Source organism: Arthrobacter sp. LFS091 (genome assembly GCF_047977885.1).
Lineage (GTDB): Bacteria > Actinomycetota > Actinomycetes > Actinomycetales > Micrococcaceae > Arthrobacter.
This window is the reverse complement of sequence record NZ_JBFPFP010000002.1, coordinates 57,411-81,508: the sequence shown is the minus strand read 5'-3', so window position 1 is coordinate 81,508 and position 24,098 is coordinate 57,411. Positions and strand designations below refer to the sequence as shown.

General features: G+C 63.6%; 15 protein-coding genes, 3 tRNA genes and 1 riboswitch. Of the genes, 8 read left to right on the top strand and 10 right to left on the bottom strand.

What is annotated here, in order from left to right; all coding sequences use genetic code 11:
- Positions 1 to 106: 106 nt before the first annotated feature.
- Positions 107 to 835: a FadR/GntR family transcriptional regulator gene (locus ACNQOP_RS03155; RefSeq protein WP_235520029.1), complete on the top strand. Its 729-nt coding sequence runs from the start codon at positions 107 to 109 to the stop codon at positions 833 to 835.
- Between the two features lie 156 nt (positions 836 to 991).
- Here ACNQOP_RS03155 and ACNQOP_RS03150 read toward each other — a convergent pair.
- Positions 992 to 1,065: transfer RNA gene (locus ACNQOP_RS03150), tRNA-Arg, on the bottom strand.
- Positions 1,066 to 1,349: 284 nt separating this feature from the next.
- On the opposite strand from ACNQOP_RS03150, the gene ACNQOP_RS03145 reads away from it, so the two are divergent.
- Positions 1,350 to 3,176, top strand: coding sequence for a phosphoenolpyruvate carboxykinase (GTP) (locus ACNQOP_RS03145; RefSeq protein WP_257370383.1), 1,827 nt, complete (start codon positions 1,350 to 1,352; stop codon positions 3,174 to 3,176).
- A gap of 121 nt (positions 3,177 to 3,297) precedes the next feature.
- On the opposite strand, the gene ACNQOP_RS03140 is transcribed toward ACNQOP_RS03145, so the two are convergent.
- The 3 genes from ACNQOP_RS03140 to ACNQOP_RS03130 are packed head-to-tail and all read right to left on the bottom strand — an operon-like array spanning position 3,298 to position 5,676.
- Positions 3,298 to 3,768: an RrF2 family transcriptional regulator gene (locus ACNQOP_RS03140; protein WP_416403298.1), complete on the bottom strand. Its 471-nt coding sequence runs from the start codon at positions 3,766 to 3,768 to the stop codon at positions 3,298 to 3,300.
- Between the two features lie 24 nt (positions 3,769 to 3,792).
- Positions 3,793 to 4,248, bottom strand: a complete 456-nt coding sequence (locus tag ACNQOP_RS03135; protein WP_416403297.1) for a hypothetical protein — start codon at positions 4,246 to 4,248, stop codon at positions 3,793 to 3,795.
- Between the two features lie 9 nt (positions 4,249 to 4,257).
- Positions 4,258 to 5,676 carry a phosphomannomutase/phosphoglucomutase gene (locus ACNQOP_RS03130; RefSeq protein WP_416403296.1) on the bottom strand — a complete coding sequence of 473 codons (1,419 nt, stop codon included), beginning with the start codon at positions 5,674 to 5,676 and terminating at the stop codon, positions 4,258 to 4,260.
- A 126-nt stretch (positions 5,677 to 5,802) separates the two neighbouring features.
- Here ACNQOP_RS03130 and ACNQOP_RS03125 point away from each other — a divergent pair, with 126 nt between their 5' ends.
- Positions 5,803 to 7,968, top strand: a complete 2,166-nt coding sequence (locus ACNQOP_RS03125; RefSeq protein WP_416403295.1) for a RecQ family ATP-dependent DNA helicase — start codon at positions 5,803 to 5,805, stop codon at positions 7,966 to 7,968.
- Between the two features lie 113 nt (positions 7,969 to 8,081).
- Complete coding sequence (locus tag ACNQOP_RS03120) at positions 8,082 to 9,515, top strand: MFS transporter (RefSeq protein WP_416403294.1); 1,434 nt, start codon at positions 8,082 to 8,084, stop codon at positions 9,513 to 9,515.
- Positions 9,516 to 9,553: 38 nt separating this feature from the next.
- Here the strand turns inward: ACNQOP_RS03120 and ACNQOP_RS03115 are convergent.
- Positions 9,554 to 9,641 (bottom strand) — tRNA-Ser (locus tag ACNQOP_RS03115).
- Between the two features lie 65 nt (positions 9,642 to 9,706).
- Positions 9,707 to 11,938 (bottom strand): prolyl oligopeptidase family serine peptidase, encoded by a 2,232-nt coding sequence (locus ACNQOP_RS03110; protein ID WP_416403293.1) that lies wholly within the window; start codon positions 11,936 to 11,938, stop codon positions 9,707 to 9,709.
- Positions 11,939 to 11,998: 60 nt separating this feature from the next.
- Between ACNQOP_RS03110 and ACNQOP_RS03105 the strand changes: the two genes are divergently transcribed.
- Together ACNQOP_RS03105 and cycA are read left to right on the top strand one after the other, a co-directional pair.
- Positions 11,999 to 13,960: an FAD/NAD(P)-binding protein gene (locus ACNQOP_RS03105; protein WP_257370376.1), complete on the top strand. Its 1,962-nt coding sequence runs from the start codon at positions 11,999 to 12,001 to the stop codon at positions 13,958 to 13,960.
- 74 nt (positions 13,961 to 14,034) lie between these two features.
- Positions 14,035 to 14,133: riboswitch (glycine riboswitch) on the top strand.
- A 144-nt stretch (positions 14,134 to 14,277) separates the two neighbouring features.
- Positions 14,278 to 15,744, top strand: coding sequence for a D-serine/D-alanine/glycine transporter (gene cycA, locus ACNQOP_RS03100; RefSeq protein ID WP_257370375.1), 1,467 nt, complete (start codon positions 14,278 to 14,280; stop codon positions 15,742 to 15,744).
- A gap of 66 nt (positions 15,745 to 15,810) precedes the next feature.
- On the opposite strand, the gene ACNQOP_RS03095 is transcribed toward cycA, so the two are convergent.
- The 4 genes from ACNQOP_RS03095 to ACNQOP_RS03080 form a co-directional block, all read right to left on the bottom strand.
- Positions 15,811 to 20,343, bottom strand: coding sequence for an ExeM/NucH family extracellular endonuclease (locus tag ACNQOP_RS03095; protein WP_416403292.1), 4,533 nt, complete (start codon positions 20,341 to 20,343; stop codon positions 15,811 to 15,813).
- 180 nt (positions 20,344 to 20,523) lie between these two features.
- Positions 20,524 to 21,015 carry a septum formation family protein gene (locus ACNQOP_RS03090; RefSeq protein WP_416403291.1) on the bottom strand — a complete coding sequence of 164 codons (492 nt, stop codon included), beginning with the start codon at positions 21,013 to 21,015 and terminating at the stop codon, positions 20,524 to 20,526.
- A 178-nt stretch (positions 21,016 to 21,193) separates the two neighbouring features.
- Positions 21,194 to 21,979 carry a VOC family protein gene (locus ACNQOP_RS03085; RefSeq protein WP_416403290.1) on the bottom strand — a complete coding sequence of 262 codons (786 nt, stop codon included), beginning with the start codon at positions 21,977 to 21,979 and terminating at the stop codon, positions 21,194 to 21,196.
- Between the two features lie 187 nt (positions 21,980 to 22,166).
- A tRNA-Ser gene (locus ACNQOP_RS03080) sits at positions 22,167 to 22,257 on the bottom strand.
- A gap of 102 nt (positions 22,258 to 22,359) precedes the next feature.
- Here ACNQOP_RS03080 and ACNQOP_RS03075 point away from each other — a divergent pair.
- A complete protein-coding gene (locus ACNQOP_RS03075) occupies positions 22,360 to 23,343 on the top strand; it encodes an NAD(P)H-quinone oxidoreductase (RefSeq protein WP_416403289.1) in 984 nt (327 codons plus the stop codon).
- A gap of 29 nt (positions 23,344 to 23,372) precedes the next feature.
- The gene (locus ACNQOP_RS03070) at positions 23,373 to 23,915 is read left to right on the top strand and encodes a PadR family transcriptional regulator (protein ID WP_284985485.1); all 543 of its coding nucleotides are present in this window, start codon (positions 23,373 to 23,375) and stop codon (positions 23,913 to 23,915) included.
- Positions 23,916 to 24,098 lie beyond the last annotated feature (183 nt).

Sequence of the window (24,098 nt, the reverse complement as noted above, 5' to 3'; positions counted from 1 at the left end):
ATTGTATGTTGCGAGTCACTCATTCTGCGGTGGGCGCTAAGCTCGCCTCAATATTAACACCGCATCGCCCAGGCTTCCCGGGTGATGCAGCGGCAAGGAGAAAGCCATGACAACTTCCGGTGTAGTTCCGCAGGCGCGGTTCAGTGCACAGGCCCGGCTTCGTGCCTTGCAGTCGGACATTATGGAATTGATCCTCGAGCGCGAGCTGGAGGCGGGCGATCCATTGCCGACAGAGAGCGAGCTGTCAGTGGCTCTCGGCGTCGGGCGCAATACGCTGCGCGAATCCCTCAAGGTCCTGCAAGCCCTGGGTGTCATCGAGATCCGGCATGGCTTCGGCATGTTCGTGGCCCCGAGCAATTTTGACGCCCTCGCCGACGGCCTCACCTTCAGGGGCCGGTTGTCGCTGCGGCACCAGGGGCTTGAGGCGTTGCAGCTCGTCGATGTGCGCCAGGCGTTGGAGTCGGGCTTGATCGGCTCTTCGATGGACGTCATGACACCCGAACAGCTTGCCTCCATTGAGGAAGCGGTGAAGCAGATGGAGGATCTCGCCGCTGCCGGCGAAAACTTCGTGGCCGCCGATGCTGAATTCCACCGCAGGCTCTTCGAGCCGCTCAACAACGAGCTCCTGATCAACCTGATGGGTGTTTTCTGGAAGGTCTACCGGAAGATCCACGTCGAAATCGGTCCGGGCAACGAGGACCTCATGAAGACCGCCGCCATGCACCGCAACATCTACGCCGCCGTTGCCGCCGGGGACAAGGCCTCAGCCTCCGAGCTGCTCAACCGGCACTTCGACGGAATCCGCCGCCGTATCGGCGAGGCCGTGGGCGACTGACCCTACACTCGCAACGTGACGGGCCGCCGTCGTACTTTCACCTGAAGTACGACGGCGGCCCGTTCCGTTCTGCGCGCGGGTCACCGCGCGCTGTGCGAACTAATGCTGAGCAAAACAAAAGACCCGCACCGGCGAGCCGGTGCGGGTCTTTATTTGTGCGCCCAAAGGGATTCGAACCCCTGACCTTCTGTTCCGTAGACAGACGCTCTATCCAGCTGAGCTATGGGCGCATTTCGTGTGATTCTCGGCGGTCTGTTTCTCTGACCCCCTCGAACCTCAATAAACTTTACAGAAGTTCATGTGAAGTTCCAAATCGAAAAGCTGTAATCTGCGCAACTAGACCGGTCTACGTGACCTTAGTCACTTAAATCTGCCTCTGGCGAGCCATTGCCCCTGATTTCTAGGCGTTTTTACTTTTCGGTCCCACAGTTGTCCGATGTCTGACAGCCCATTGGTCTGGTCCGCGGCCCCTATCGTTTAGGACACACCACTGAACCCGAGGAAGGGAACCACAATGGGCGATCTGGCGCGACTGCCGCTGCTTGAGAAGGCACCTACTACGCATGCACGCCTGCTGGCTTGGGTTGAGGAAGTTGCCGAGCTGACCCAGCCGGACCGCATCCACTGGGTCGATGGCAGCGAAGCAGAAAACAAGAAACTCACCGACGAGCTTGTCGAGGCCGGCACGCTCAAGCGGCTGAACCCGGAGACGTTCCCGAATTCCTTCGCGGCATTCTCTGACCCGGCTGACGTTGCACGTGTGGAAGAGCAGACCTTCATCTGCTCCGAAAACGAGCGCGACGCAGGCTTCACCAACAACTGGATGGCCCCGGCCGAGATGAAGCAGAAGCTGCGCGGTCTGTTCGCCGGCTCCATGCGCGGCCGCACCATGTACGTCATTCCGTTCGTCATGGGCCACCTGGATGCTGAAGACCCCAAGTTTGGCGTCGAGATCACCGACTCCGCCTACGTTGTTGCCTCCATGCGCATCATGGCCCGCATTGGCACGGACGTCTTGGACCGCATCACCGAAACCGATGCCTTCTTCGTCCCGGCCCTGCACTCACTCGGTGCCCCGCTGGAAGCCGGCCAGGCCGACGTCGCCTGGCCCTGCAACCCGGACAAGTGGATTGTCCACTTCCCCGAAGAGCGCTCCATCTGGTCCTTCGGATCCGGTTACGGCGGAAACGCCCTCCTCGGCAAGAAGTGCTACGCGCTGCGCATCGCCTCGGTGATGGCCCGCGACGAGGGTTGGCTGGCCGAACACATGCTGATCCTCAAGCTGACCTCCCCGGAGCAGAAGACCTACTACATCTCTGCTGCCTTCCCGTCCGCGTGCGGCAAGACCAACCTTGCGTTGCTCGACCCCACCATCAAGGGCTGGAAGGTGGAGACCCTGGGTGACGACATCACCTGGATGCGCTTCGGCAAGGAAGGCGAGCTCCGCGCCGTCAACCCCGAAGCCGGCCTGTTCGGCGTCGCTCCCGGCACCGGCTGGGGCACCAACCCCAACGCCATGCGTGCCATCGCCAAGGGCAACAGCATCTTCACCAACGTCGCACTGACTGATGACGGTGGCGTCTGGTGGGAGGGTATGACGGAGGAGACTCCGGCGCACCTGACCGACTGGCGCGGCGAGTCCTGGACACCGGACTCCGACGCCCCCGCCGCGCATCCGAACTCCCGCTTCTGCACGCCGATCGACCAGATCGACATGCTGGCCGAAGAGTACTTCAGCCCCGAAGGCGTTGAGCTCTCCGCCATCCTGTTCGGTGGCCGCCGCAAGACCACCATTCCGCTGGTTACCGAGGCCCGCAACTGGTCCAACGGTATCTTCATGGGATCCACGCTGTCCTCGGAAACCACGGCTGCTGCAGCCGGTGCCGTTGGCGTTGTCCGCCGCGACCCCATGGCCATGCTGCCGTTCATCGGATACGACGCGGGCGACTACCTGAACCACTGGGTCAACCTGTCCGCGAAGGCCAACCCGGAGCGACTGCCCAAGATCTTCCTGGTCAACTGGTTCCGTCGCACGGCTGAGGGTGGCTTCGCCTGGCCGGGCTTTGGTGACAACGCCCGCGTGCTGAAGTGGGCCATCGAGCGCCTCGAAGGCAAGGCCGACGCTGTGGAGACTCCGATCGGTTTCGTACCGACCGGCGAATCCATCGACCTCGAAGGGCTGGACATGACCCCGGCAGAGGTCGAGGCAGCCGTGCGCGTCGATCCTGAAGAATGGGCAACCGAGCTGGCGTCCATCGAGGAATGGTTCGCCAACTTCGGCGAATCGCTCCCGGCGGCACTCCAGTCCGAGCTGGATGGGCTCAAGTCCCGTCTGGGCTAGACCTCTTAGGAACAACGGCGTTCTTAAGTGAACGACGACGGCCCGTCACCTTTCGTTGGAAAGGTGACGGGCCGCCGTCGTTCTTTGCGCAGGTTAGGAACGGTATCGTTCCGCGCGGCGGTTAGGTCAGTGGGGCGGGTGTCCTGAACTCCGGACGGAGCCCGATTGATTGGAACACCGGGTTCATTTGGCGCGCGTGCGGAAGGGTGGAAATGACCACGGAGTCGAGCTCGCGGTAAAAGGCCTCCTTGGCCCGGGTCATGGCTCGGCGCAGTTCGCACTCGTTGATGAGCGGGCAATTCTTGGTGGGGGATTGGCACTCGGCTGGATCCTGCCGGCTGTCCAAGCGGCGCAGGACCTCGCCGACGGTGGCCCGCCGGCCGTGTTCGCTGAGCCGCGAACCACCAAGCCGGCCACGCTCGACGTCAATGAAACCTAAAGCACGGAGCCGGACCATGGCTTTGCTGACGTGGTTGTACGGCGTCCCCACGGCGTCGGCCACGGCCTGTGTGGTCAACAACATGCCTTCGGGGGCCGCGGCCAACACCATGATGGCGCGGAGGCTAACGTCTGCGAACGCGTTGATTTTCATGGGATCAGCTCATGTGAGTAGGGTCTAGTCCACCCAGATGGATGGCTCGTGGGTATCGGGCTCCATAGGACGGAAGGCAAAACCCTCCGCGGTGGGGGAGTACGGGATGATTGCTGCCCGGACTTCGCCATTCCTGTGTTCGGCGGCACCATGGATGCCGTCCGAACCATGGTCCGGCAACATGACGTCACTGACAAGGGCCACCGCTTTGAAATCGTCGCGGCCTTGGCGCAGGAGGTGGTGGATATCGGTCAGCATCTGCCCGGCATCGACGTCACCATTTTCGTCCGGCTCGCCAGGTGCGATCATGACGATCCGGAACTCACCATCGTTCGAGAGCGTCACGCCGAACGGAAAGAAACCACCGTTCTGCTGGATGTGCTCCTGCGCGGTCCCCAGCGCCGTGCCCAGTGTCTCCCGGAGCTCGCGGTCCTGGTCGGATTCTTCCGGCAACGTCTCGCCAGTGGACTGGTCGGTCATGGCTTGGCCTCAGGCCCGAACCAGAGCCAGGACGCGGTCGCGGATCTTCTCCATGGTGGGCTGGTCCTTGGCTTCGGCATTCAGGCGCAGGAACGGTTCAGTGTTGGAAGGCCGCAGGTTGAACCACCAGCTGCCGTCCTTTGCAGTGAACGTGGAGCCGTCCATGTGGTCGATGTCGATGTCTTCGCTTTCGAAGTCCACGCGGACCCGCTCCACGGCCCCGGCCTTGTCTTCGATCTCGGAGTTGATTTCTCCGGATGAAACGTAGGGCTCGTATTGGCGGCCGAGATCGGAGAGCGGGCCGTCCTGCTCGCCGAGGGCAGCGAGGACGTGCATGGCTGCGAGCATGCCTGTGTCAGCGTTCCAGAAGTCCCGGAAGTAGAAGTGTGCGGAGTGCTCGCCGCCGAAGACAGCGCCTTCCTCCGCCATGACAGCCTTGATGAAGGAGTGGCCCACACGGGTGCGTACGGCACGGCCGCCGTCCTTGGCCACCAGTTCCGGTACGGCCTTGGAGGTGAGCAGGTTGTGGATGATCACGGGGGTTTCCTCGCCTGCTGCCCGGGCACGGGCGATTTCACGCCTGGCCACCATGCCGGTGATGGCGGACGGGGAGACGGGCTCGCCCTTCTCGTCGATCACGAAGCAGCGGTCAGCGTCACCATCGAATGCCAAGCCGATGTCGGCACCGTGCTTGACCACGGCGGCCTGCAGGTCGCGGAGGTTTTCCGGTTCGAGGGGATTGGCGGGGTGGTTCGGGAACGAGCCGTCGAGTTCGAAATAGAGCGGCACGATCTCGAAAGGCAGGGCAGGGAGCAATTTATCGCCGAGAACTGCGGGGGTGGTCAGGCCGGCCATGCCATTGCCTGCGTCCACCACGATCTTCAGGGGACGCGAGCCGGAGAGGTCCACGAGCTGGCGCAGGTACTCGGAGTAGTCCTTTAGGACGTCATGGACACTGATCTCTCCGCGGGTTTCGGCTGCGGGAATGATGCCGGTGTTGAGGTATTCCTCGGCCAGGGCCTGGATTTCCTTCAGGCCCGATTCCGATGAGATGGGCTGCGCGCCGGCCTTGGCCATCTTGATGCCGTTGTATTCGGCTGGGTTGTGACTGGCTGTGAACGTGGCTCCGGCTGCGTTCAGGGCCCCGCAGGCGTAGTAGAGCTCGTCGGTGGAGATCAGGTCCAGCAACCGGACGTTGGCGCCCCGGGTGGCTGCCCCGTTGGCAAAAGCCTGGCTGAACTCAGGGGACGAAGGGCGCATGTCGCCGCCCACCAGAACGGTGCCGCCTTCAAGGCCCAGGACGTCGATGAACGCAGCGCCTACGGCCTCGACAATTTCAGCCGTGATGGATTCACCCACGATTCCCCGGACGTCGTACGCCTTGAAGGATGCCGAGAGGTCGAATGTCTTGTTCTGCTCGCTAGTCACGCGCTCAATCCTACTGTGGCTACGCAATGGGGCATGAACCGGGCGGGGGGGCTATGTGGATAATCACTATCCACATAGCCAGGTCCGCGGGTGATGGGCGTCGGGGGTGGCTGGAATACTGGGTTCATGGCCAACAACTCCCCGAATGCTGCCGTTTCCGTGCAATCACCTACCGAACAGCAGGCCCTGGCGTGCCTGCGGGAGTTGGTGGGACACCCGGAAGCCCGGTTCCACGACGGCCAGTACGAAGCTATTGAAGCGCTGGTCGATGCCGGCCGCAGGGCACTGGTGGTCCAGAGGACAGGTTGGGGGAAGTCCGCCGTCTACTTCGTGGCATCCCTGCTTCTACGGCGCCGGGGCGCGGGACCAACGCTGATTGTTTCCCCGCTGCTGGCACTCATGCGGGACCAGGTGGCTGCAGCCGCCAGGGCAGGAGTGCGTGCCGTGGCCATCAACTCTGCAAACGCCCTCGAATGGGATACCGTCCTGGCGCAGCTGGCCGCCGACGAAGTTGATGTCCTTCTGGTTTCACCGGAGCGCCTTACCAACCCATCTTTCCGGGAAAACCAGCTTCCGGAGCTCATTCGCCGTACCGGCCTCCTGGTTATTGACGAGGCCCACTGTATTTCGGACTGGGGTCACGACTTCCGGCCCGACTACCGGCGCATCGCCGACCTCATTGCCCAATTGCCGGAGTCGGTTCCGGTGCTGGCCACCACGGCTACGGCCAACTCCCGGGTGGTCCACGACATCGAGGAACAGCTCGGTGCCGGAGTACTGACCATCCGTGGGGCCCTGGGGCGGGAGTCCCTGCGCCTGGGCGTCCTGTCCTTGCCTGATTCCAGGGACCGCCTGGGATGGCTGCTGACCCATCTAAAGGACATGCCCGGCAGCGGCATCATTTACACGCTCACCGTTTCAGCTGCGGAGGACACAGCCAGGCTCCTCGCTGAGGCCGGGCACAACGTCTTGTCCTATACAGGCCGGACGGACCCTGCAGACCGGGAGCGCGCAGAACAACTGCTTAAGGACAACCAGGTGAAGGCGCTCGTGGCCACATCAGCGCTGGGCATGGGATTCGACAAGCCGGACCTGGGTTTTGTCATCCACCTTGGTGCACCATCATCGCCCGTTGCCTATTACCAACAGGTTGGCCGCGCAGGCCGTGGAGCGGCCAATGCAGACGTGCTGCTGCTTCCAGGCTCAGAGGACCGCGAGATCTGGCAGTATTTTGCAACGGCTTCCATGCCGTCCGCTGAAAAGGCCGATGCCGTGCTTGGTGCCCTCGGGGAAGCAGGCTCAGCTTTGTCCACCGTCGCTCTGGAGGCCCGCGTGGACCTCCGCCGCACGCCCTTGGAACTCCTCCTTAAGGTCCTTGCCGTGGACGGGGCAGTTGAACGCGTTGGCGGCGGCTGGAGAGCAACCGGGAGCCCCTGGCATTACGACGCCGAGCGGTACGCACGCATCGCAGAGGCGCGGGTGGACGAGCAGGACTCCATGGTGATCTACCAGGACACGGCTGGATGCCGCATGGAGTACATCACGTCCGTCCTCGACGACGAGACCGCAGCAGCGTGTGGTCGCTGCGACAATTGTGCCGGCCGATGGTTCCCCGTGGACGTGGCAGCCTCGGCAGCCGATGCCGCTGGCCAGACCCTACGACGCGCCGGTATCGCCGTGGAGCCGCGACTCCAATGGCCCAGCGGCATGGATCGGCTGGGGGTGGCCGTCAAGGGCAAGATCAAACCTGACCAAAGCGTCTCAGAAGGCCGGGTCCTGGCCAGGCTGACGGACCTGGGCTGGGGTGGGGCGCTGCGAGAATTGTTCGCTGCTGGTTCCCCGGACCGCGCCGTGGATCCGGCCATGCTGCAAGCCTGTGTCCAGGTGCTTCGTGAGTGGTCAGGAGCTGAAGGCGGAACTCCTTGGAGCGGAGTGGGTCGACCCGCAGCCGTGGTCAGCATCCCGTCCAGGAGTAAGCCGCAGCTGGTGGAGTCCCTGGCACAGGGAATAGCCAGCATCGGGCGGATGCCCTACCTGGGCCAGCTGCAGCCCCAACACGGTGGGCCCACCGGAGCCCGAGGAGGCAACAGCGCCTACAGGCTTGCCGGCGTCTGGGACCGGCTTGTTGTGGGCCCGGACCTTGCCCAGGCCCTGGCTGGTACCGGAGGCCAGCCAGTGCTGCTGGTGGACGACCTTATCGACAGCCGCTGGACCATGACAGTTTCGGCCTTGGCCTTGCGCCAAGCCGGTGTGGGAGCCGTTCTACCCCTGGCCTTGGCGCAAGCGGGATAGGAAGGCGGGGTAAAGAACGTCATGTTGTGATCGCTCCCACTGTGCCTCTATAGGATCGAGCCAACACGCCAGCGGCCTGTCACGGGCCCACAGCCAGATCCTGGACCGGAGCCATGAGCACAAACCCCAGCAACACAGAAGTCGACACCTCCAGCGAAACCAGCTGGCGGCCGCGCCTGGCCCTGTTGGTGGCTGCAACGTTCTTCATGGAGTTCCTCGACGGCACCATCCTCACCACAGCAATCCCCAGCATCGCCTCCGATTTCCGCGTGGCACCGGCCGACATCAACATCACCATGACCGCATACCTGGTGACGGTTGCGATGGGAATCCCGCTCAGCAGTTGGCTGGCTGAACGGTTCGGTGCCCGCCGGATCTTCTGCCTCGCCATCTCGGTGTTCACCGTCGCCTCCCTGCTGTGCGCCGTGAGCACAGACCTGTCCATGCTTACCCTCAGCAGGGTGGCCCAGGGCATGGGCGGGGCCATGATGGTGCCCGTTGGCACCCTGGTGGTGTTGCGCGGGACTCCCAAATCCGAGCTCCTCCGGGCCACCGCCTATTTGGTGTGGCCCGGACTGCTCGCCCCTGTACTGGCTCCGATGGTCGGTGGCGCGCTCACTACCTTCCTGTCCTGGCACTGGATCTTCATCATCAATGTGCCCCTTGGCCTGGCGGCGTTCATTGCTGCGCTCAGGCTGGTGCCCCGGACCCAGTTCGACTCCAAGCGCCGCCTTGACTGGTTTGGGCTCCTGCTGACCACCCTGGGTGTGGGTGCCTTGGTGGTGGGTTTGGAAACATTGGGCGGCCACGCATCCAACGCGATCGCCGTCATGGTGGTCGCCGCAGGGCTGCTGTCACTCGCGGGTGCTGTCTGGTGGATGCGGAAAGCCGACGTTCCCCTGTTCAACCTCGGAGTGTTCCGGACCAGGACGTTCAGGGCGACCTCCACGGGCGGTTTCATTTACCGGCTGACCATCAGTTCGGTGCCGTTTCTGCTGCCGCTGATGTTCCAGGATGGCTTTGGCTGGGACCCCCTCAAAGCCGGTGTGATGGTCGCCGCCGTTTTCGTTGGCAACATCGGAATCAAGCCGGCCACCACGCCCTTGATCAGGCGCTTCGGGTTCAAGCCGGTGCTCGTCTTCGCTTCGTTCGCTTCCGCCGTAACGTTTGCGTTGTGCGCGTTCCTGGATGCCCAAACTCCCGAGCCCGTGATCTTCGCTTTGCTGCTCTTCAGCGGAGCTTTCCGCTCCATCGGATTCTCGGCGTACGCCTCGGTGCAGTACGCGGACATCGTCCCGGAACAGCTGCCCTCGGCCAACGCGATCTCCGCGACGCTGGTTCAGTTGGCTGCCGCGGCCGGCATCGCGGTGGGAGCTTTGTTCCTGCGGCTGTTCGAAGCGACGCATCTCCTGGGCGGTGACCAGGTAGCGGCATATAAGGGGGCGTTCATTGCCATGGCCGTCCTGATGCTGATCAGCACGGTGGACAGCCTGGCCTTGCACCGGCACGCGGGCGCCGAAGTGAGTGGGGGAGCGAAGCGGGGTTAAACGCAAAAGGTCCCGGTTCGAAAACCGGGACCAATTCGCGGAGACGGGGGGATTTGAACCCCCGGTGGAGTTGTGCCCCACACTTCATTAGCAGTGAAGCCCATTCGGCCGCTCTGGCACGTCTCCCTTTGCTATTGCTAGCCCACCAAGGATACGCAGAACCTGCACTCCAGCGCAAAACCAGTTGTTGGTCAGTTGCTCCCGGCCAGCGAACGCCACAGGAAATGGTTGCTCCGTGCCTGCAGCGCGGCAGCCTGCCGGTTGTCCGATGCTCCCGCGTGGCCGCCCTCCAAGGCCTCGTGGAACCAGACGTTCGGGATACCCATGGCCTGCATGCGGGCGGCCATCTTGCGGGCTTGGACGGGTCCCACCCGATCGTCGGACGTGGCAGTCCAGATGAAGGTTTCGGGATATTCCACGCCGTCGTGGAGGAGGTGATACGGCGAGAACGTGCGGATGAACTCCCACTGTCCAGGCACGTCGGGGTCGCCATACTCGGCAATCCAGGAGTAGCCGGCGGACAGCTTGGTGTAGCGGCGCATGTCCAGGAGCGGAACGCCGCAGGAAACAGCGCCGAACAGTTCTGGATACTGGGTGAGCATGTTTCCCACCAGCAGCCCACCGTTGGAACCACCTACGCAGCCCAGCCGGCGTCGACTGGTGACGCCGCGGGAGATGAGGTCTTTCGCGACCGCGGCGAAGTCCTCATAGGCGCGGTGCCGGTTCTCCTGGAGCGCGGCGCGGTGCCAGGAGGGTCCGTATTCGCCGCCGCCACGGATGTTGGCCACTACGTACACGCCGCCACGCGAGTGCGCGGCAGTGCCGTCGTCGGAGGGGGCTCCAAGCGTCCGCCGTTCCAACCAGGCCCGCCCAATCGTGCCGCTGTATGCGGGTGTACGGGAAATCTCGAACCCGCCGTAGCCGGAGAGCTGGGTGGGGTTCTGGCCGTCCAGGACCAGGTCCTTGGAGGCGACCTGGAAGTAGGGGACCTTGGTTCCGTCCGCCGAGACGGCGAAGTGTTGCTGGACTTCATAGTCCGATTCGTTGAAGAACGACGGCGACCGCTTCACTACCGAGTGCTCGCTCACCACGCCGCCGTCCTCGCCTTGGGACGAGGCAGGGGAGAGCGTTCCACGGGTCAGGGTGGTGGGCGTGGTGAAACCGGTGGCCACGAGCCAGAAGTCGTTGCCGGCGGAGCCTGGGTCTTCGTCGTCCACGGCGTAGGCGTTCACGTCGTGCAGCGGAGGGCAGGCGTCCAGCGGCGTTGAAGCCCAGGCTCCATGGGAGTCGAGGGCTGACGGATTCAACACCCGGATCTCCGAGGAGACATCGCGGAGGAGGTTCAGCAGGAGGTAGTCCCGCGTCCAGCTCCAGGATTGCAGGGATGTGTGCTCGTCCGGCGCAAACAGCACCGTCAAGGAACGTGTGCCCGCCAGGTAGTCCTCGAAGGCAGCCCCGAGCAAGGACCCTGCCGGGTAAACAGTGCCATCAACGTCCCAGTCCTTCTGGGGGCGGAACAGCAGCCAGTCGCGGTGGGCGCTGATGTTCACGTCGGTTGGTACATCGATGGCCACCCAGGATCCGTCCCGCAGCACCCACGTGCTGCGGTTGTAGAAGTCGATGTAGTCAACGGCAAAGGTCCGCTCAAAGCCGGGGGTGGAATCGTGGCTCACCATGGCCAGCATGTGGTCCTCGGGGATTTCGAAGAGCTGTTCAGCATCGGCCAGGGCCTGGCCGCGTCGAAGCTTGACACCGGTCCGGGCGTAAGAGGAGGTCGTGGCAGGGAGCCCGTCGGCGGTGCTGGACACCAGCAGGGTGTCGGCATCGAGCCAGCTGACGTTGCCCTTGGCGGTGGGGAGGTCGAAGCCGCCCTCAACGAAGGTGCGCGATTCGACGTCGAACTCGCGGTGGCGGTCCGCGTCGCCGCCGTCCGGGGACAGCGACACCATGGCCAGCCGGTACTCGTTTCCGTCCGCAGGGCGGAGGAAACCGGCCCCATGGAAGACCCATTCGACGCCCTCCGCTGCAGCCAGCGCATCAACGTCCAGGAGGACGTCCCATTCAGGAGCGTCGGTGAGGTAGCTATCCCATGTGGTGCGGCGCCAGAGACCCTTGGGGTGTTCCTGGTCTTTCCAGAAGTTGTAGTAGAACCCGCCGCGCTTGGAGACCATGGCAATGCGGTCCGTTGAGTCCAGGACCTCAAGGATTCCGGCTTCGACGGCGGAGTATTCAGCGTCCTCAAGCAATTCTTCGGTTCGCGCGTTCTGTTCCCGGACCCATGCAAGCTGCTCTTCGCCATGGATGTCTTCGAGCCAGATGTTTTCATCCGTGGGTTCAGGCGCAACCTCAGCGGCGTGGCGGGGACGGCCTGGCGCAGCCTCGTTCCCGGGAAGTGGCGTCTGATCAGCTTCTGTGGTGGTCATTGCCCCATCCAAGCAACACTTTTCAACAGTAAGCAAGTCACGCAGAAGTTAGGCTTGAGCGTGGCTAAATCCGAAACCAACCGTGTTGCCCTGCTGGGGGCTGGCCCCCGGGGCACCAGCGTCCTTGAGCGGTTGCTCGCGAATTGGGCTGCCGGGGGTCATGCTGTGCGCGCGTCGGGGGCCACCCTGCACATCGACGTGGTGGATCCTTTCCCCGCGGGTTCGGGCCACGTGTGGCAGCCGGGGCAGTCCCGGCTCTACCTGATGAACACCCAGTCGTTTTATCCGACGCTCATCCCGGAGGACCCTGAGCTCGCTCCTCCGCTGGCCGGTGGTTCGTTCGACAAGTGGCGCGAGGCCCGGCGTCGTGATGGCTTGGGACTGGACGACGCCGAAAAGGCGGAGCTTGCCACCCTCGAATCGCATGACTTCCCCAGCCGTGCCCTGTATGGGCGGTACTTGCGCCAGACCCTGGATGGCTTGCTCGAGCGGCTGCCCGACGGCGTCAAGGTCACGTTCCATGAGACCTCCGCCGTCGCGGCGCGACCGGTGAAGGACGGAACAAAAAACGCGTTCGACGTCGAACTCGCCAACGGTGCCACCCTCACCGTCGGCTCCGTGGTCCTCGCGTTAGGTCATATCGAGTCCCGGCTGAATCCCGAGCAAAGGTCTTTCAAGAGCGCGGCGGAGGAGCAAGGACTGCTCTATTTTCCGCCGGCGCCACCCGCCGACGTTGACTGGGAGGCGGTGCCGGATAACGAGCCGGTGCTGATCCGCGGAATGGGATTGAACTTCTTCGACGTCATGGGACAGCTGACGGAGGGCCGCGGCGGGAAGTTCGTCGAGGCCGGTTCTCCGGGGGCAGGGGTGTTGGAGTATCGGGCATCGGGCCGGGAACCCAGGATTATTGCTGCCTCCCGGCGGGGCACCCCTTACCGGGCCAAGGCGGGGCTGGCGGGTTACTACCCCAGCAGCATCACCATGCGCTACCTGACCGAAGACGCCGTGGACCGGTTTCGCGCGGCCGGAATCCAGCCCGGTTTCGACCACGATCTTTGGCCGCTGCTGCACCGTGATGCGCTGTGGGCGTATTACTCAACGCTGGCCCGCTCACAACCCACTGCGATCAAGGACCCCGCGCAGTTCCTGGCGGACCTCGAGGACGCACTCCAACCGCACGCGCACACCACAGCGAAGTGGGAGAACGACGTGGGCGATCTCGTGGAAAAGCACGTCGTCGCGTCCCGTCGGCTGAATCTTCGCGGGCTAGCCGCGCCGCTGGCAGGGCGTACTTTTGCGTCCAGGCGGGAGCTGGACGCGGCCATCACGGCATACCTTGATGATGACGCGCGCCGATCGGCTTTGGGCGAATCGGACCCTGTGAAGATGGCCATCGGAGCACTCCACACCGGTCGGGCAATCCTGAAATCGGTGGTGGCCGATGGCGGCATCACCGACGAATCCTGGTTGGCAGGGCTTCGCGGCTGGTTTGAGTCCTTCGTAGAGGGGCTGGCCAGTGGGGCACCCGCGCTGCGTTCGGAGCAGCTGGCCGCACTGGCGCGGGCCGGCGTCGTAAGTTTTGTTGGCCCGGACCCGAAGTTCAGTGTGGACCGGAGCGCGAAACTGTTCCGTGCGGTTTCGCCGTGGGTGCGCGACGCGCCGGTGGAAGCCCGGACCCTGATCGAGGCGATGTCGCCTGCCAACAGGGTGGGCATCAATATGTCACCGCTGCTGGAGCAGCTCATGGCTGACGGGTTGGTCCGAACCAAGATCATGATGAGCGTCGAAGGTACCCCGATGCAGACCACGGGTTTGGACGTCGTGCCACATCCCTACCGGCCCTTGGCGGCGAACGGGGCGGTCACCGAAAACCTATACGTGCTGGGCCTACAGTTGTCCGCCTCACAGTGGGGCACGGCCATCGCGGCGGAGGCCCGGCCCCGAACCGGGCAGGCCTATGCCAGCGGACAGCGGACCCTGCGGGACGCCGACGAGATTGCGCGTAGCATTCTGGCCCGCTGAGGACCCAGGGTTGCAGTGCCGCCCGGCCTTCGTTAGTGTGTGAGCTGCATCACCGAACTGGTGGTGCGCGCTTTTGATCCGCGGCGGGAGAGCCCTGCCGGTACATCACCACAGGCGCCGTAGGAGCAAACCCTCCCCAGGAATCTCTCAGGCCCATGTACCGCCGCGGCGAGGCAACTCTGGAAAGCAGTCCGGAACGCCGGGCTCACCGAAGGTGCAAGCAGGCCCACGCCTGCGGAAACTCTCAGGTCCATCTACAGAGCGGGGAGGAACCCGAATCTTGTGGCACCCAGTGCCGCCTGAACGATGGAGTTCCTTTGACGATTCAGCGCCCACCCTCAACCGGTACCGATTCACCGCATCTTGAGCGCCAGCTCAGCAACCGCCACATCCAGCTCATCGCCATCGGCGGAGCAATCGGAACAGGCCTTTTCATGGGCTCCGGCAAAACCATCTCAGCCGCCGGCCCGTCCGTCATCTTCGTCTACATGATCATCGGCTTCATGCTGTTCTTCGTCATGCGTGCCATGGGCGAACTGCTGCTGAGCAACCTGAACTACAAGTCCTTCAGCGACTTCGCAGCTGACCTCCTGGGCCCCTGGGCCGGCTTCTTCACCGGCTGGACCTACTGGTTCTGCTGGGTCATCACGGGGATCGCGGACGTCATCGCAATCGCAGGCTATTCGCAGGAGCTGTGGCCTTCCCTGCCCCTCTGGGTGCCGGGGCTCATTACCATCGGCATCCTCCTGCTGCTGAACCTGGCAACGGTGAAGGCATTCGGCGAGACCGAGTTCTGGTTCGCCCTCATCAAGATCGTCGCCATCGCGGCCCTGATTATTGTTGGCCTCTTCATGATCTTCAGTGGCTTCCAGTCCGACGCCGGACCCGCCAGCTTCACCAACCTTTGGAGCCATGGAGGATTCTTCCCGAACGAATTCATGGGCTTCGTCGCCGGATTCCAGATCGCGGTCTTCGCTTTCGTAGGCATCGAACTGGTGGGCACTACTGCGGCCGAGGCCAAGGACCCGGAAAAGAACCTGCCCAAGGCCATCAACTCGATTCCCATCCGCGTGCTCCTCTTCTACGTGGGCGCGCTGATCATCCTCATGTCCGTCACCCCGTGGACCCAGTTCGCTGCCGGTCACAGCCCGTTCATTGCCATGTTCTCACTGGCCGGCCTGGGCGCAGCAGCCACGATCGTCAACCTGGTGGTCCTCACCTCCGCCATGTCCTCAGCCAACTCCGGGATCTACTCCACGTCCCGCATGGTGTTCGGCCTGGCCCAGGAAGGCGATGCCCCCAAGGTCTTCGGCGCGCTCTCCGGACGCAAAGTACCCCGCAACGCACTGTTCCTGTCCTGCGTCCTGTTGCTGTCCGGCGTCGTGCTCATGTACGCCGGCCAGGACGTCGGTAAGGCGTTCGACATGGTGACCACCGTGTCTGCCGTCTGCTTCGTCTTCGTGTGGTCGATCATCCTGGCCAGCTACCTGGCCTTCCGGAAGCGCCGTCCCCACCTTCACGAGTCTTCGGCGTTCAAGATGCCAGGTGGAGTGGCCATGGTGTGGGTGGTGTTCGCCTTCTTTGCCTTCGTGCTGTGGGCGCTGACCACCCAGCCGGACACCCTCGCAGCGTTGCTGGCCACGCCCCTGTGGTTCGTGATTTTGGGGGTCGCTTGGGCGGTACTCCGACGCCGTCCGGCCCACCTGGCCCGGTACGCCGCTTTCCAGGCCGAGCTGCGCAGCGATGCTGCCAGGGTCCAGGACCCGGAGCCGGCAAACAAGTAACCACAAGACAGGCCCCTCACGAACCAATCGTGAGGGGCCTGTCTCTTGGGGCATGCTACGGGGCGCTTAGCCCCTCAGGCATTTCTGGTACTGCAACCATTCGATGCCGTACCGCAGCCATCCCACAATGTCGTACCACTTGGACGGCTTGGTGGGCGGGGTGCACTGCGGCGGGTTGGGGCCGCTTGCGGCCACCTTGACCAGGGCCTTCACTACCGTTCCGGACTCGACGGCGGTGAGCACCAAGGTCCCGGTACCTGCGGCCGCCGTGGCGGGAACCTTCACGTTGACAGTGGCCGCTCCTGCGGTCACCGGAACATTTCCAAGAGCCACGGAGGCGCCCTTGGCATCAACGAAGACAGCCTTCAGGGAGGTGTTCGCCGGGCTGCCAATGGAGGTCAGGTTCAGCTTGGAAACCGTCAACGTCACGGACTCGCCGGCCTTGACCTCGGCAGCGGTGGAGTTTGCCACAGCAACTGAGCGGCGCGCGAAGTCCGGCGAGACGGGGTTGTGCGCCTGAAGGTACTTGATCCAGGCGTCACGGTCCACCAGGCCGGTGTCCTTCGTGTTGCTGCCCTCCTTGAAGACCCGGAAGTTGTCACCGCCGGTTGCCAGGAAGCTGAAGGTACCGATCCTGTACTGCTTTGCCGAGTCGATCACAGCGCCATTGACCCAGATGCCGGTAATCCGGTCACCCGCAGGACGGGCAGCATCGTAGGTGTAGTTGACGTTCTTGGACACCCCCAGCTGCTGGTACGGGCGGCTTGGTACGGTACCGTCCGGGTTGGTCTGCCACTGCTGCTCCAGGAGCGTTTTGAACTGTGCACCCGTCAGGGACGTGGTCCACAGGTTGTTCACGAACGGCAGGACCGCGTTGGCCTCGGCGTAGGTGATGGTGCCGTCCGGCGCGTAGTACAGCTCGTTGCGCAGGCCGCCGGGGTTGACGACGCCGATTTCAGCCGCGCCGAGTTCGGGCGCCTTGAGCGTGTCCACCAGGGAGTCCGCTACCAGGTTGCCCAGCGTGGATTCGCTGGCGCGGTCGTCCCGCTTGGGGGCGCCTCCGGCAGGGTCCGGGGTGAATGCTGTGGTGATATCGGCGGTCACGGCACCTACGGCCTGGTTGCCGATTTCAGCAGCCTGGGCCAGGGCCTTATCCACGATGGTTTTCACTGCGGCCGCCCGCGGGTAGGCCGCGACGAGGCTTTCCGCGGTTTCGGTGGTACGGTCCACGACTGCGGCCTTGTAGGCGGTGACGGACTTGGTTGCCGTATCCACGGTGAGCGTTACGCTGCCCACGTTCTCTCCGTAGTTGCCGGTCTGCACGATCGGGCGGGTCTTGCCGGTGGGTTGGCCGTTGGCGTCCAATACGGGCGCGTCCCAGGCGTACTCCTTGTGGGTGTGCCCGGTGTAGATGGCAGCTACGTCAGGGGTGGTTTCGTTGACGAGCTTGGCGAACGGGCCGCCCGCGGCAACTTCCTGCTCCAAGGTGGCGCCCTCGGGGGTACCGGAGGCGGCGCCGTCATGGTTTTCGACGATGATCAGGTCCGCCAGCTTTTCGGCCTTGATCTTCGCAGCCACCCGGTTGATGGCGTCCACGGGGTCGCCGAACTCAAGATCGGTGATCCCCGCGGGGGTTACCAGGGAAGGAACTTCCTGGGTGACCGTACCGATGACCGCTACCTTCATGCCGTTCATGTCCAGGACCTTGTACTCCGGCAGGACCGGGGTGGTGGTGCCCTTCTGGTAAACGTTGGCGCCCAGGTAGGCGAACTTTGCGTTGTTGCCTCCGGCGATGACGCGGTTGCGCAGGTCTGACCAGCCGCCGTCGAACTCGTGGTTGCCCACAGCAGAGGCCTGCAGCTCAAGTGCGTTCAGGACGTCGATGGTGGGCTGGTCCTTCGCAACCGAGGATGCGAAGAGGGAAGCGCCGATGTTGTCGCCTGCGGAAATGAAGGCAGTCGCGCCGGGCGCTGCTGTTGCACGGAGCTTCTCAACCGTTCCGGCAAAGAGCACCGTGTTGGCGTCGATCCGGCCGTGGAAGTCGTTGATGCCCAGGAATTGCAGGTCAACGGTGGCCGGCGCGTCCGGAGTCAGGTTAAGGCCCACGACCACGGGATCGTGGTCGCTGGCCCGGAACTCGTCCGGGGCATAGTAGTTGGTCACATTGTTGTTATACCGGCTGTATTCCAGCGCCACTGACTCCACGGAGTTGATGTTCCAGATGTCGGTTCCCGTGACAACCTTGTGGGCTGCCGGGGACGCCAGGATGTGGTCGAGGGAGCCCACCATGCCGCCGAACAGGTAGGAGTGCTTTCCGGTGCCGACCTCAAGGTCGGTGTACCCTGCGCCGGTGAGGACGTTGATGGGGTCCTCCTTGGAGTAGGCGTTGAAGTCACCGATCAGGAAGACCTTGTCAGTGCCCTTGGAGGCCTGGAGGTCCTTGGAGAAAGCCAGCAGGGATTCGGCCTGCTTGGTGCGGGCAACGTTGGAGGCGCCCTGGCCCTTGTCGGTATCGTCCGGGGTCGCTGCGGAGCCCTTGGACTTGAAGTGGTTCACGATCGCGATGAATTTCTTGTCATCGCTGCCGCCAACCGGCTTGAACACCTGAGCCAGTGGCTTACGGGCGCTGGCGAAAGCCACGGTGTCGTTGTGGATGATGGACTCGCCGACAGGTTCGGCCGCGGCCTTTTTGTAGATGAATGCGGTGCGGATCATGTCTTCATCGCTCAGCGGGGGAGCGTTCGCTGGTGTGCGCACGTAATCCCACACGCCGGGAGTCTTGACGTTAAGGGACTCCACGAGCTTGGACAGGGCGTCGTCGCGGTTCTTGCCGAACTGGGCCGAGTTCTCGATCTCCTCGAGGGACACGACGTCGGCGCCCGATTTGGTGATCGCGGCAACGATCTTGGCCTGCTGGCGCTCGAAGTTCTCTGCGTTGGCAGCGCCGCGGGCGTTGCAGCCATCCTTGACGGTGATCGGGTTGCCGTCGCGGTCGGTGTAGAAAACACAGCCAGTGAGTTGGTCACCCGTGGTGGGGAAGTAGTTCAGCACATTGAAGGAGGCCAGCTTTAGACTGCCACCCACGTCTGCAGGACCTTCGGGGCGGGTGGAGGTGAAGGTTGCAGGCTGGACGGACGCGGCGTTTGCGGGGCTCAGCGCCGTCAGCGGCTGGAACCTCCACGAATTGTTCCCGTACCCCAGGATGACATCGGTCTTGAACGTGGCGGGCGAACCGACACGTACGGGGTCCGAAGGGGTCAGGTAGGGCAATTGCTGGGCCTTAGTGGCGGCGTCCTTGAGGAAGTTGGTGGACGCGCCGTCGTCGAGCTTGATGCCGCGCAGGGCGTTATCTGCCACCACGGCGGCATACTCGGGGGAGCCATAAGCAGCCACCGCCGTCGGCTGGACCAACGGCGACTTACCGGCGGCAAGGCCAATCTCGCCGTACTGGTTCAGGGAGTAGTTGTCCGTAACCGTGAAGTCACCCTGAGGCGAGACAAGCATCCCTTCGAGGCTCTCGCGGGCGGCCTCGTTCGCCGGCAACGCGAACGGCGTGGCCTTGACCTCGGGTGCCGCTTCGGCGAGCTTCTTCAGCCCCGCGGCTTCCACTGTGATCTGTGTTTGGTTGGCAAATTCGCTGACCGCGCCGGTGAGTTCCAGGTAGTCGCCCGGCTGGACCGTGGCCGCCGTCGTGGGTGAATAGACGAACAGAGCGTCCGACGCCGTCCTGGCCGCCCCTGCGGCGTCGCCGCCGGTGCCGGGGGTCTGGACGTAGTAGCCGTTGAACCCGCCGGTGGCGTAAACGGCGGTGACCTTGCCGCGGGTGGTTACCGTGCTGCCGACTAACGGGCTGGCCGTGCCGGTGCCTTGTATTTCCGCGATGGTCTTGATACCCGGTTGCGGCCCAGGATCGGTGGGCGGCGTGGTGCCAGCCGAAGGCGTGGGGGTGATGGTGGCGCTGAGGGTGAAATCAGCGGCATTGGAATCGGTGTCAACGCCGTTGGTCCGGTTGAGGCTCTTGACGTCTGAATTACTGGCGGGAGCCGTTGCAGGCGCAGTCTCAAAAGTGTTGGACGTTCCGTAACCCAGGAGATCGGCGATGGCGGCGTTGGCCGTCACTGAACCCGCGGGAAGTGGGGACACGGCGGTGCTCTGTTTCGCCAGGACCAGTGTCCCGGTGGTTCCGCTCGGGTTCAGGGTTCCGGAAGCCTGAACATCCGGCGTGGGGAGGGCCGGCGCCGTAGAGGAGGCGCTGTTGCTGGCCCCTTGGACCAGGAAGTAGCCCTTGGCCGGGATGCTCCCTGTCAACGGAGTGATTCCCGTCGGTGCTGCGGTGGCGGTGCCCGACCGGTATTGCAAGGACCAGCCAGCCAAGCTGACGGGCGCGTCGGAGGAGTTGTAGAGCTCCACGAATTTGTTCTTGAAGGCGGCGCCGCTGCTTCCGCCGCTTAGATAGGCCTCGTTGATGACCACCGGCGAGGTGCCCGCCGGCGTGGCGGGATCGTCCGCCGCCATGGCCGGGACAGCCGTCAACGGGGCTGCAAGCAACCCTGCCGACAAGGCCGTTCCCGCCAGTAATTTCCAATGGTGTTGGTGCATCCGCTCTAACTTTCATTAGGGAGCCCTGTATGGCCCTGTGGACGACGCCCACCTTCTTGTGAAGTGGGCGCTGTTCCCGGAAGTTACTCCGGGGTAAAGCTGCCTCAGACGTAGCAGAACACGAACGGATGAATGGGAAGTGGACCAGTGGTGGCCGGAGAGTGCCCCCACTGGCCCTCTTTACTTGGCGGCGCCCTTAAGGGTCCCGGACGTAGCTGCGCCGGACGCGCCGCCGATCAGGCAGACGATCTCGCGGTCATCGGCCTTCCACGTATCGGTAGTGGGGTAGAAGTAGGTCAGTTCCAGGGTTGATGAATCAAAGGGCACGCCCACGAAGCTTGCGAACTCGGAACCGCAAAACTCTTCGGATTGCTTCTCAACCTCGGACTGGCCCGGGTAGGTGTCGGCCACAATGTTCTTCGCCGCGTACGCCTCGAGATCGTGTTCCTGCTCGCAAGGAATGATGGACACGTCCTTGACCTCAGTGCCGGAAGGCTCCGCGATGCAGTCGCCCACCTTCACTTTGAAGGCATCCGCAACAGATGTTTCGGTGGGTTTTCCGGACTCGTCCCGCTTGGCGTCCCCGCTGCTGATCAGGGAACAACCCGAGAGGGCCAGGGTCGCCAAGCCCAACACGGCGGTGGCTTTGATGGTTTGTGAAAGGTGCTGCAACTCAGGTCCTCGTTCCCCAAGGACCGCAGGGGGAGATCGTGGATGCCCACTCTGCGGCCAAACAATGAGGGACCGGTCAGGGCACCAACGCCGAACGATCCCCCAGGATCGGCGGTGGGCGGGTGGAGCCGGGCGCCCCTGGGTAGGAGGCGCCGGGCACCACCCGGAAATCAAAAGTCTAAGCGGACTGGCCCAGGTCCTGGATGACCTTGAATACTGCGCCGGTGGGATCAATGAGCGTCGCCAGGCGGCCGAACGGTGTTTCTTCCGCGGCATGCATGACTGTTGCTCCCAGGGCGAGGGCTTGCTCTACTGTGGCGTCGGTGTTCTCAACCGCGAAGTAGACGCTCCACATGGACGGTACTTCGTCAGAGAGTACGCCGGCGGCATCCATGATGCCCGCCTTCGCGTTGTCTCCTGCGCCCAGGGTGGTGTAGCGGAACTCCGGGGTATCACTCATGACATTCGTGTCCCAGCCGAAGACTTTCTGGTAGAAAGACACGGCTGAGTCGTAGTCCTTGGCAAGGAGTTCGTGCCACGCCGGTGAGCCCGGTTCTGCAGCTACTTCGAAACCCTTCATCTGACCGAATTGCCAGGCACCGATGGATGCGCCCGTGGAATCGCCGTACATGGCCATGCTGCCTTGCTCCGGAACATCCATGGGTTCCATGTAGACCTGGCCGCCGTTGGCCGCTGCGGATTCCGTGGTGGCCTTGATGTCATCCGTGCGCAGGTAGGTGGACCAGAGGTCCGGCATGGCACCCATGTCGGCCTGCTTCTGCATGATGCCGGCCACCAGCTTTCCGTCCTTGGATGCGGTGATGTAGCCGCCGTACGTCTCCTCATCACCGGTTTCGTAGGTCCATCCGAAGAGGGCGTTATAGAAGTCCTTGGCTTTCTCTGTATCGGACGTCATCAGATCGATCCAGCACGGTGCGCCGGGGGTGATGTCAGGCGTAGGCATAGGTCAGGCTCCTGTTGTAGTTCCGCGGTAAATCTGCGGTTTAGGTCAGAGGTGTGGAGACAGGTAGAACACTATGCGGGGGGTATGACAGTTTCAATGATGTTCCGGTTGCAGGTTCTCAGTTAGCCCGGACGCACTGGGATCACGGGCACAAAAATGCCCCGGGTTTGGAACCCGGGGCATTCATTGGCGGAAGGTAAGGGATTTGAACCCTTGGTACGGGGTTACCGCACACTGGTTTTCAAGACCAGCTCCTTAGGCCGCTCGGACAACCTTCCTCGCCTAGTAGTGTTTCATAGGGAGTTGGCTGTTCCAAAACATCACGTCTGTCCGGTCCCCGCCCCGGGGCCGGCGGACAAGCAAGAAACCGGGAGTTCGTCATGAAAGCCGTCTACATCTCAGAGCCAGGCGGGCCCGAAGTCCTCGAGGTCCGGGAGGTCCCTGCTCCGGTGCCGGGCGAGGGCGAAGTCCTGATCGACGTCGTGGCCGCAGGCCTGAACAGGGCAGATGTCCAGCAGCGACGCGGTTTCTACCCGCCACCCCCCGGGGCTTCAGAGATTCCCGGGCTTGAAGTGTCCGGCCGCATCGCCGCCTTCGGTCCGGGTGTCACCAAGGCATTCTCCGTGGGAGACAAAGTTGTGGCCCTCCTTTCCGGTGGCGGCTACGCCCAGCAGGTCGCGGTGTCAGCCGAGCAAGTGCTCCGGGTTCCCGACGGCGTGGACCTCATCACCGCAGCCGCCTTGCCCGAGGTTGCTGCCACCGTGTACTCCAACCTGATCATGACCGCCCAACTGCAACCCGGTGAGACGGTCCTCATCCACGGGGCAACGGGCGGCATCGGCACCATGGCCATCCAGTTGGCCAAGGCCTACGGCGCAAAAGTTGCGGCCACAGCCGGCACGGACGAGAAGGTCGGCACCGCCAAGGCCTTCCTGGGCGCCGACATCGCCATCAACTACACCGAAGAGGACTTCGCTGAAAGCCTTCGGGCACAAAACGGCGGCAAAGGCGCCGACGTGATCCTCGACGTCGTCGGCGCCAAATACCTGCAGCAAAACATTGACGCCCTTGCCGACTACGGCAGGCTCATCGTCATCGGGCTGCAGGGCGGGACCACGGCGGACATCAACCTTGGCCAGCTGCTCAGCAAACGGGCGGCCGTCATCGGAACAGCCCTCCGGCCCCGGTCCGTGGCCGAAAAAGGCATCATCATGTCCGCCGTGCGCGAGTCCGTATGGCCCATGATCACCGACGGCAGAATCCGGCCCCTGGTGGCCAAGTCCTTCCCGCTGCACCAGGTGCAGGAGGCGCACCGGTACTTTGACTCCGGCGACCACGTGGGCAAGATCCTGCTTCTGCTCTGACCAGTCAATCCACCGCAGCGAGGAGTCCAATGTCCATCCGGCACAGTCTGCTGGCCCTGCTCCAGGACCGGCCGCGGTACGGCTATGAGCTGCGGGTCGAATTCGAGGACCGGACCGGTGCCGCCTGGCCCCTTAATATCGGGCAGGTCTACACCACCCTGGACCGGCTGGAACGTGACGGCCTGGTCAGCAAAGACGGCGACGACGGCGGTGGCCACGTCGTCTACAGCATCACTGCCGCCGGGGCCGAGGAAGTCGCGGCCTGGTTCGCGGGGGCAGTTGACCGGGGCAGTCCGCCGCGGAACGAGATCGCCATCAAACTGGCGCTCGCCGTAACCCTGCCTGGCGTTGACGCTTCTGAAGTGATCCAGTCACAGCGCGAAGTCTCACTCCGTGCCCTGCAGGAACACACGCAGGCCCGCAAGGCAGTCTCCGCCAACCAGCGACTGTCCGACACAGCCTGGCTTTTGGTCCTGGACTCCTTGATTTTCCAGGCCGAAGCGGAGGTGCGCTGGCTGGACCTCTGTGAAGCGCGGATGGTCCAGGCGCAGGGCAACGGGGGAGCGGTCTAGCGTCTTTGGGCGTGCGGAGGCCTTTTCAGGGTGTCCCTGCACAGGCGTCCGTCGCACGGGTGTGACCGCTCACCGCTGGCTCGGCTTCCGAAGGCGTGTACGGCCTTCCCTTGTCGGTAGCAGTTGTTACTGTGCTGGAAGACACGTGGCGAAGCGGTCCCCACCGCGGGATTCTCCACACAG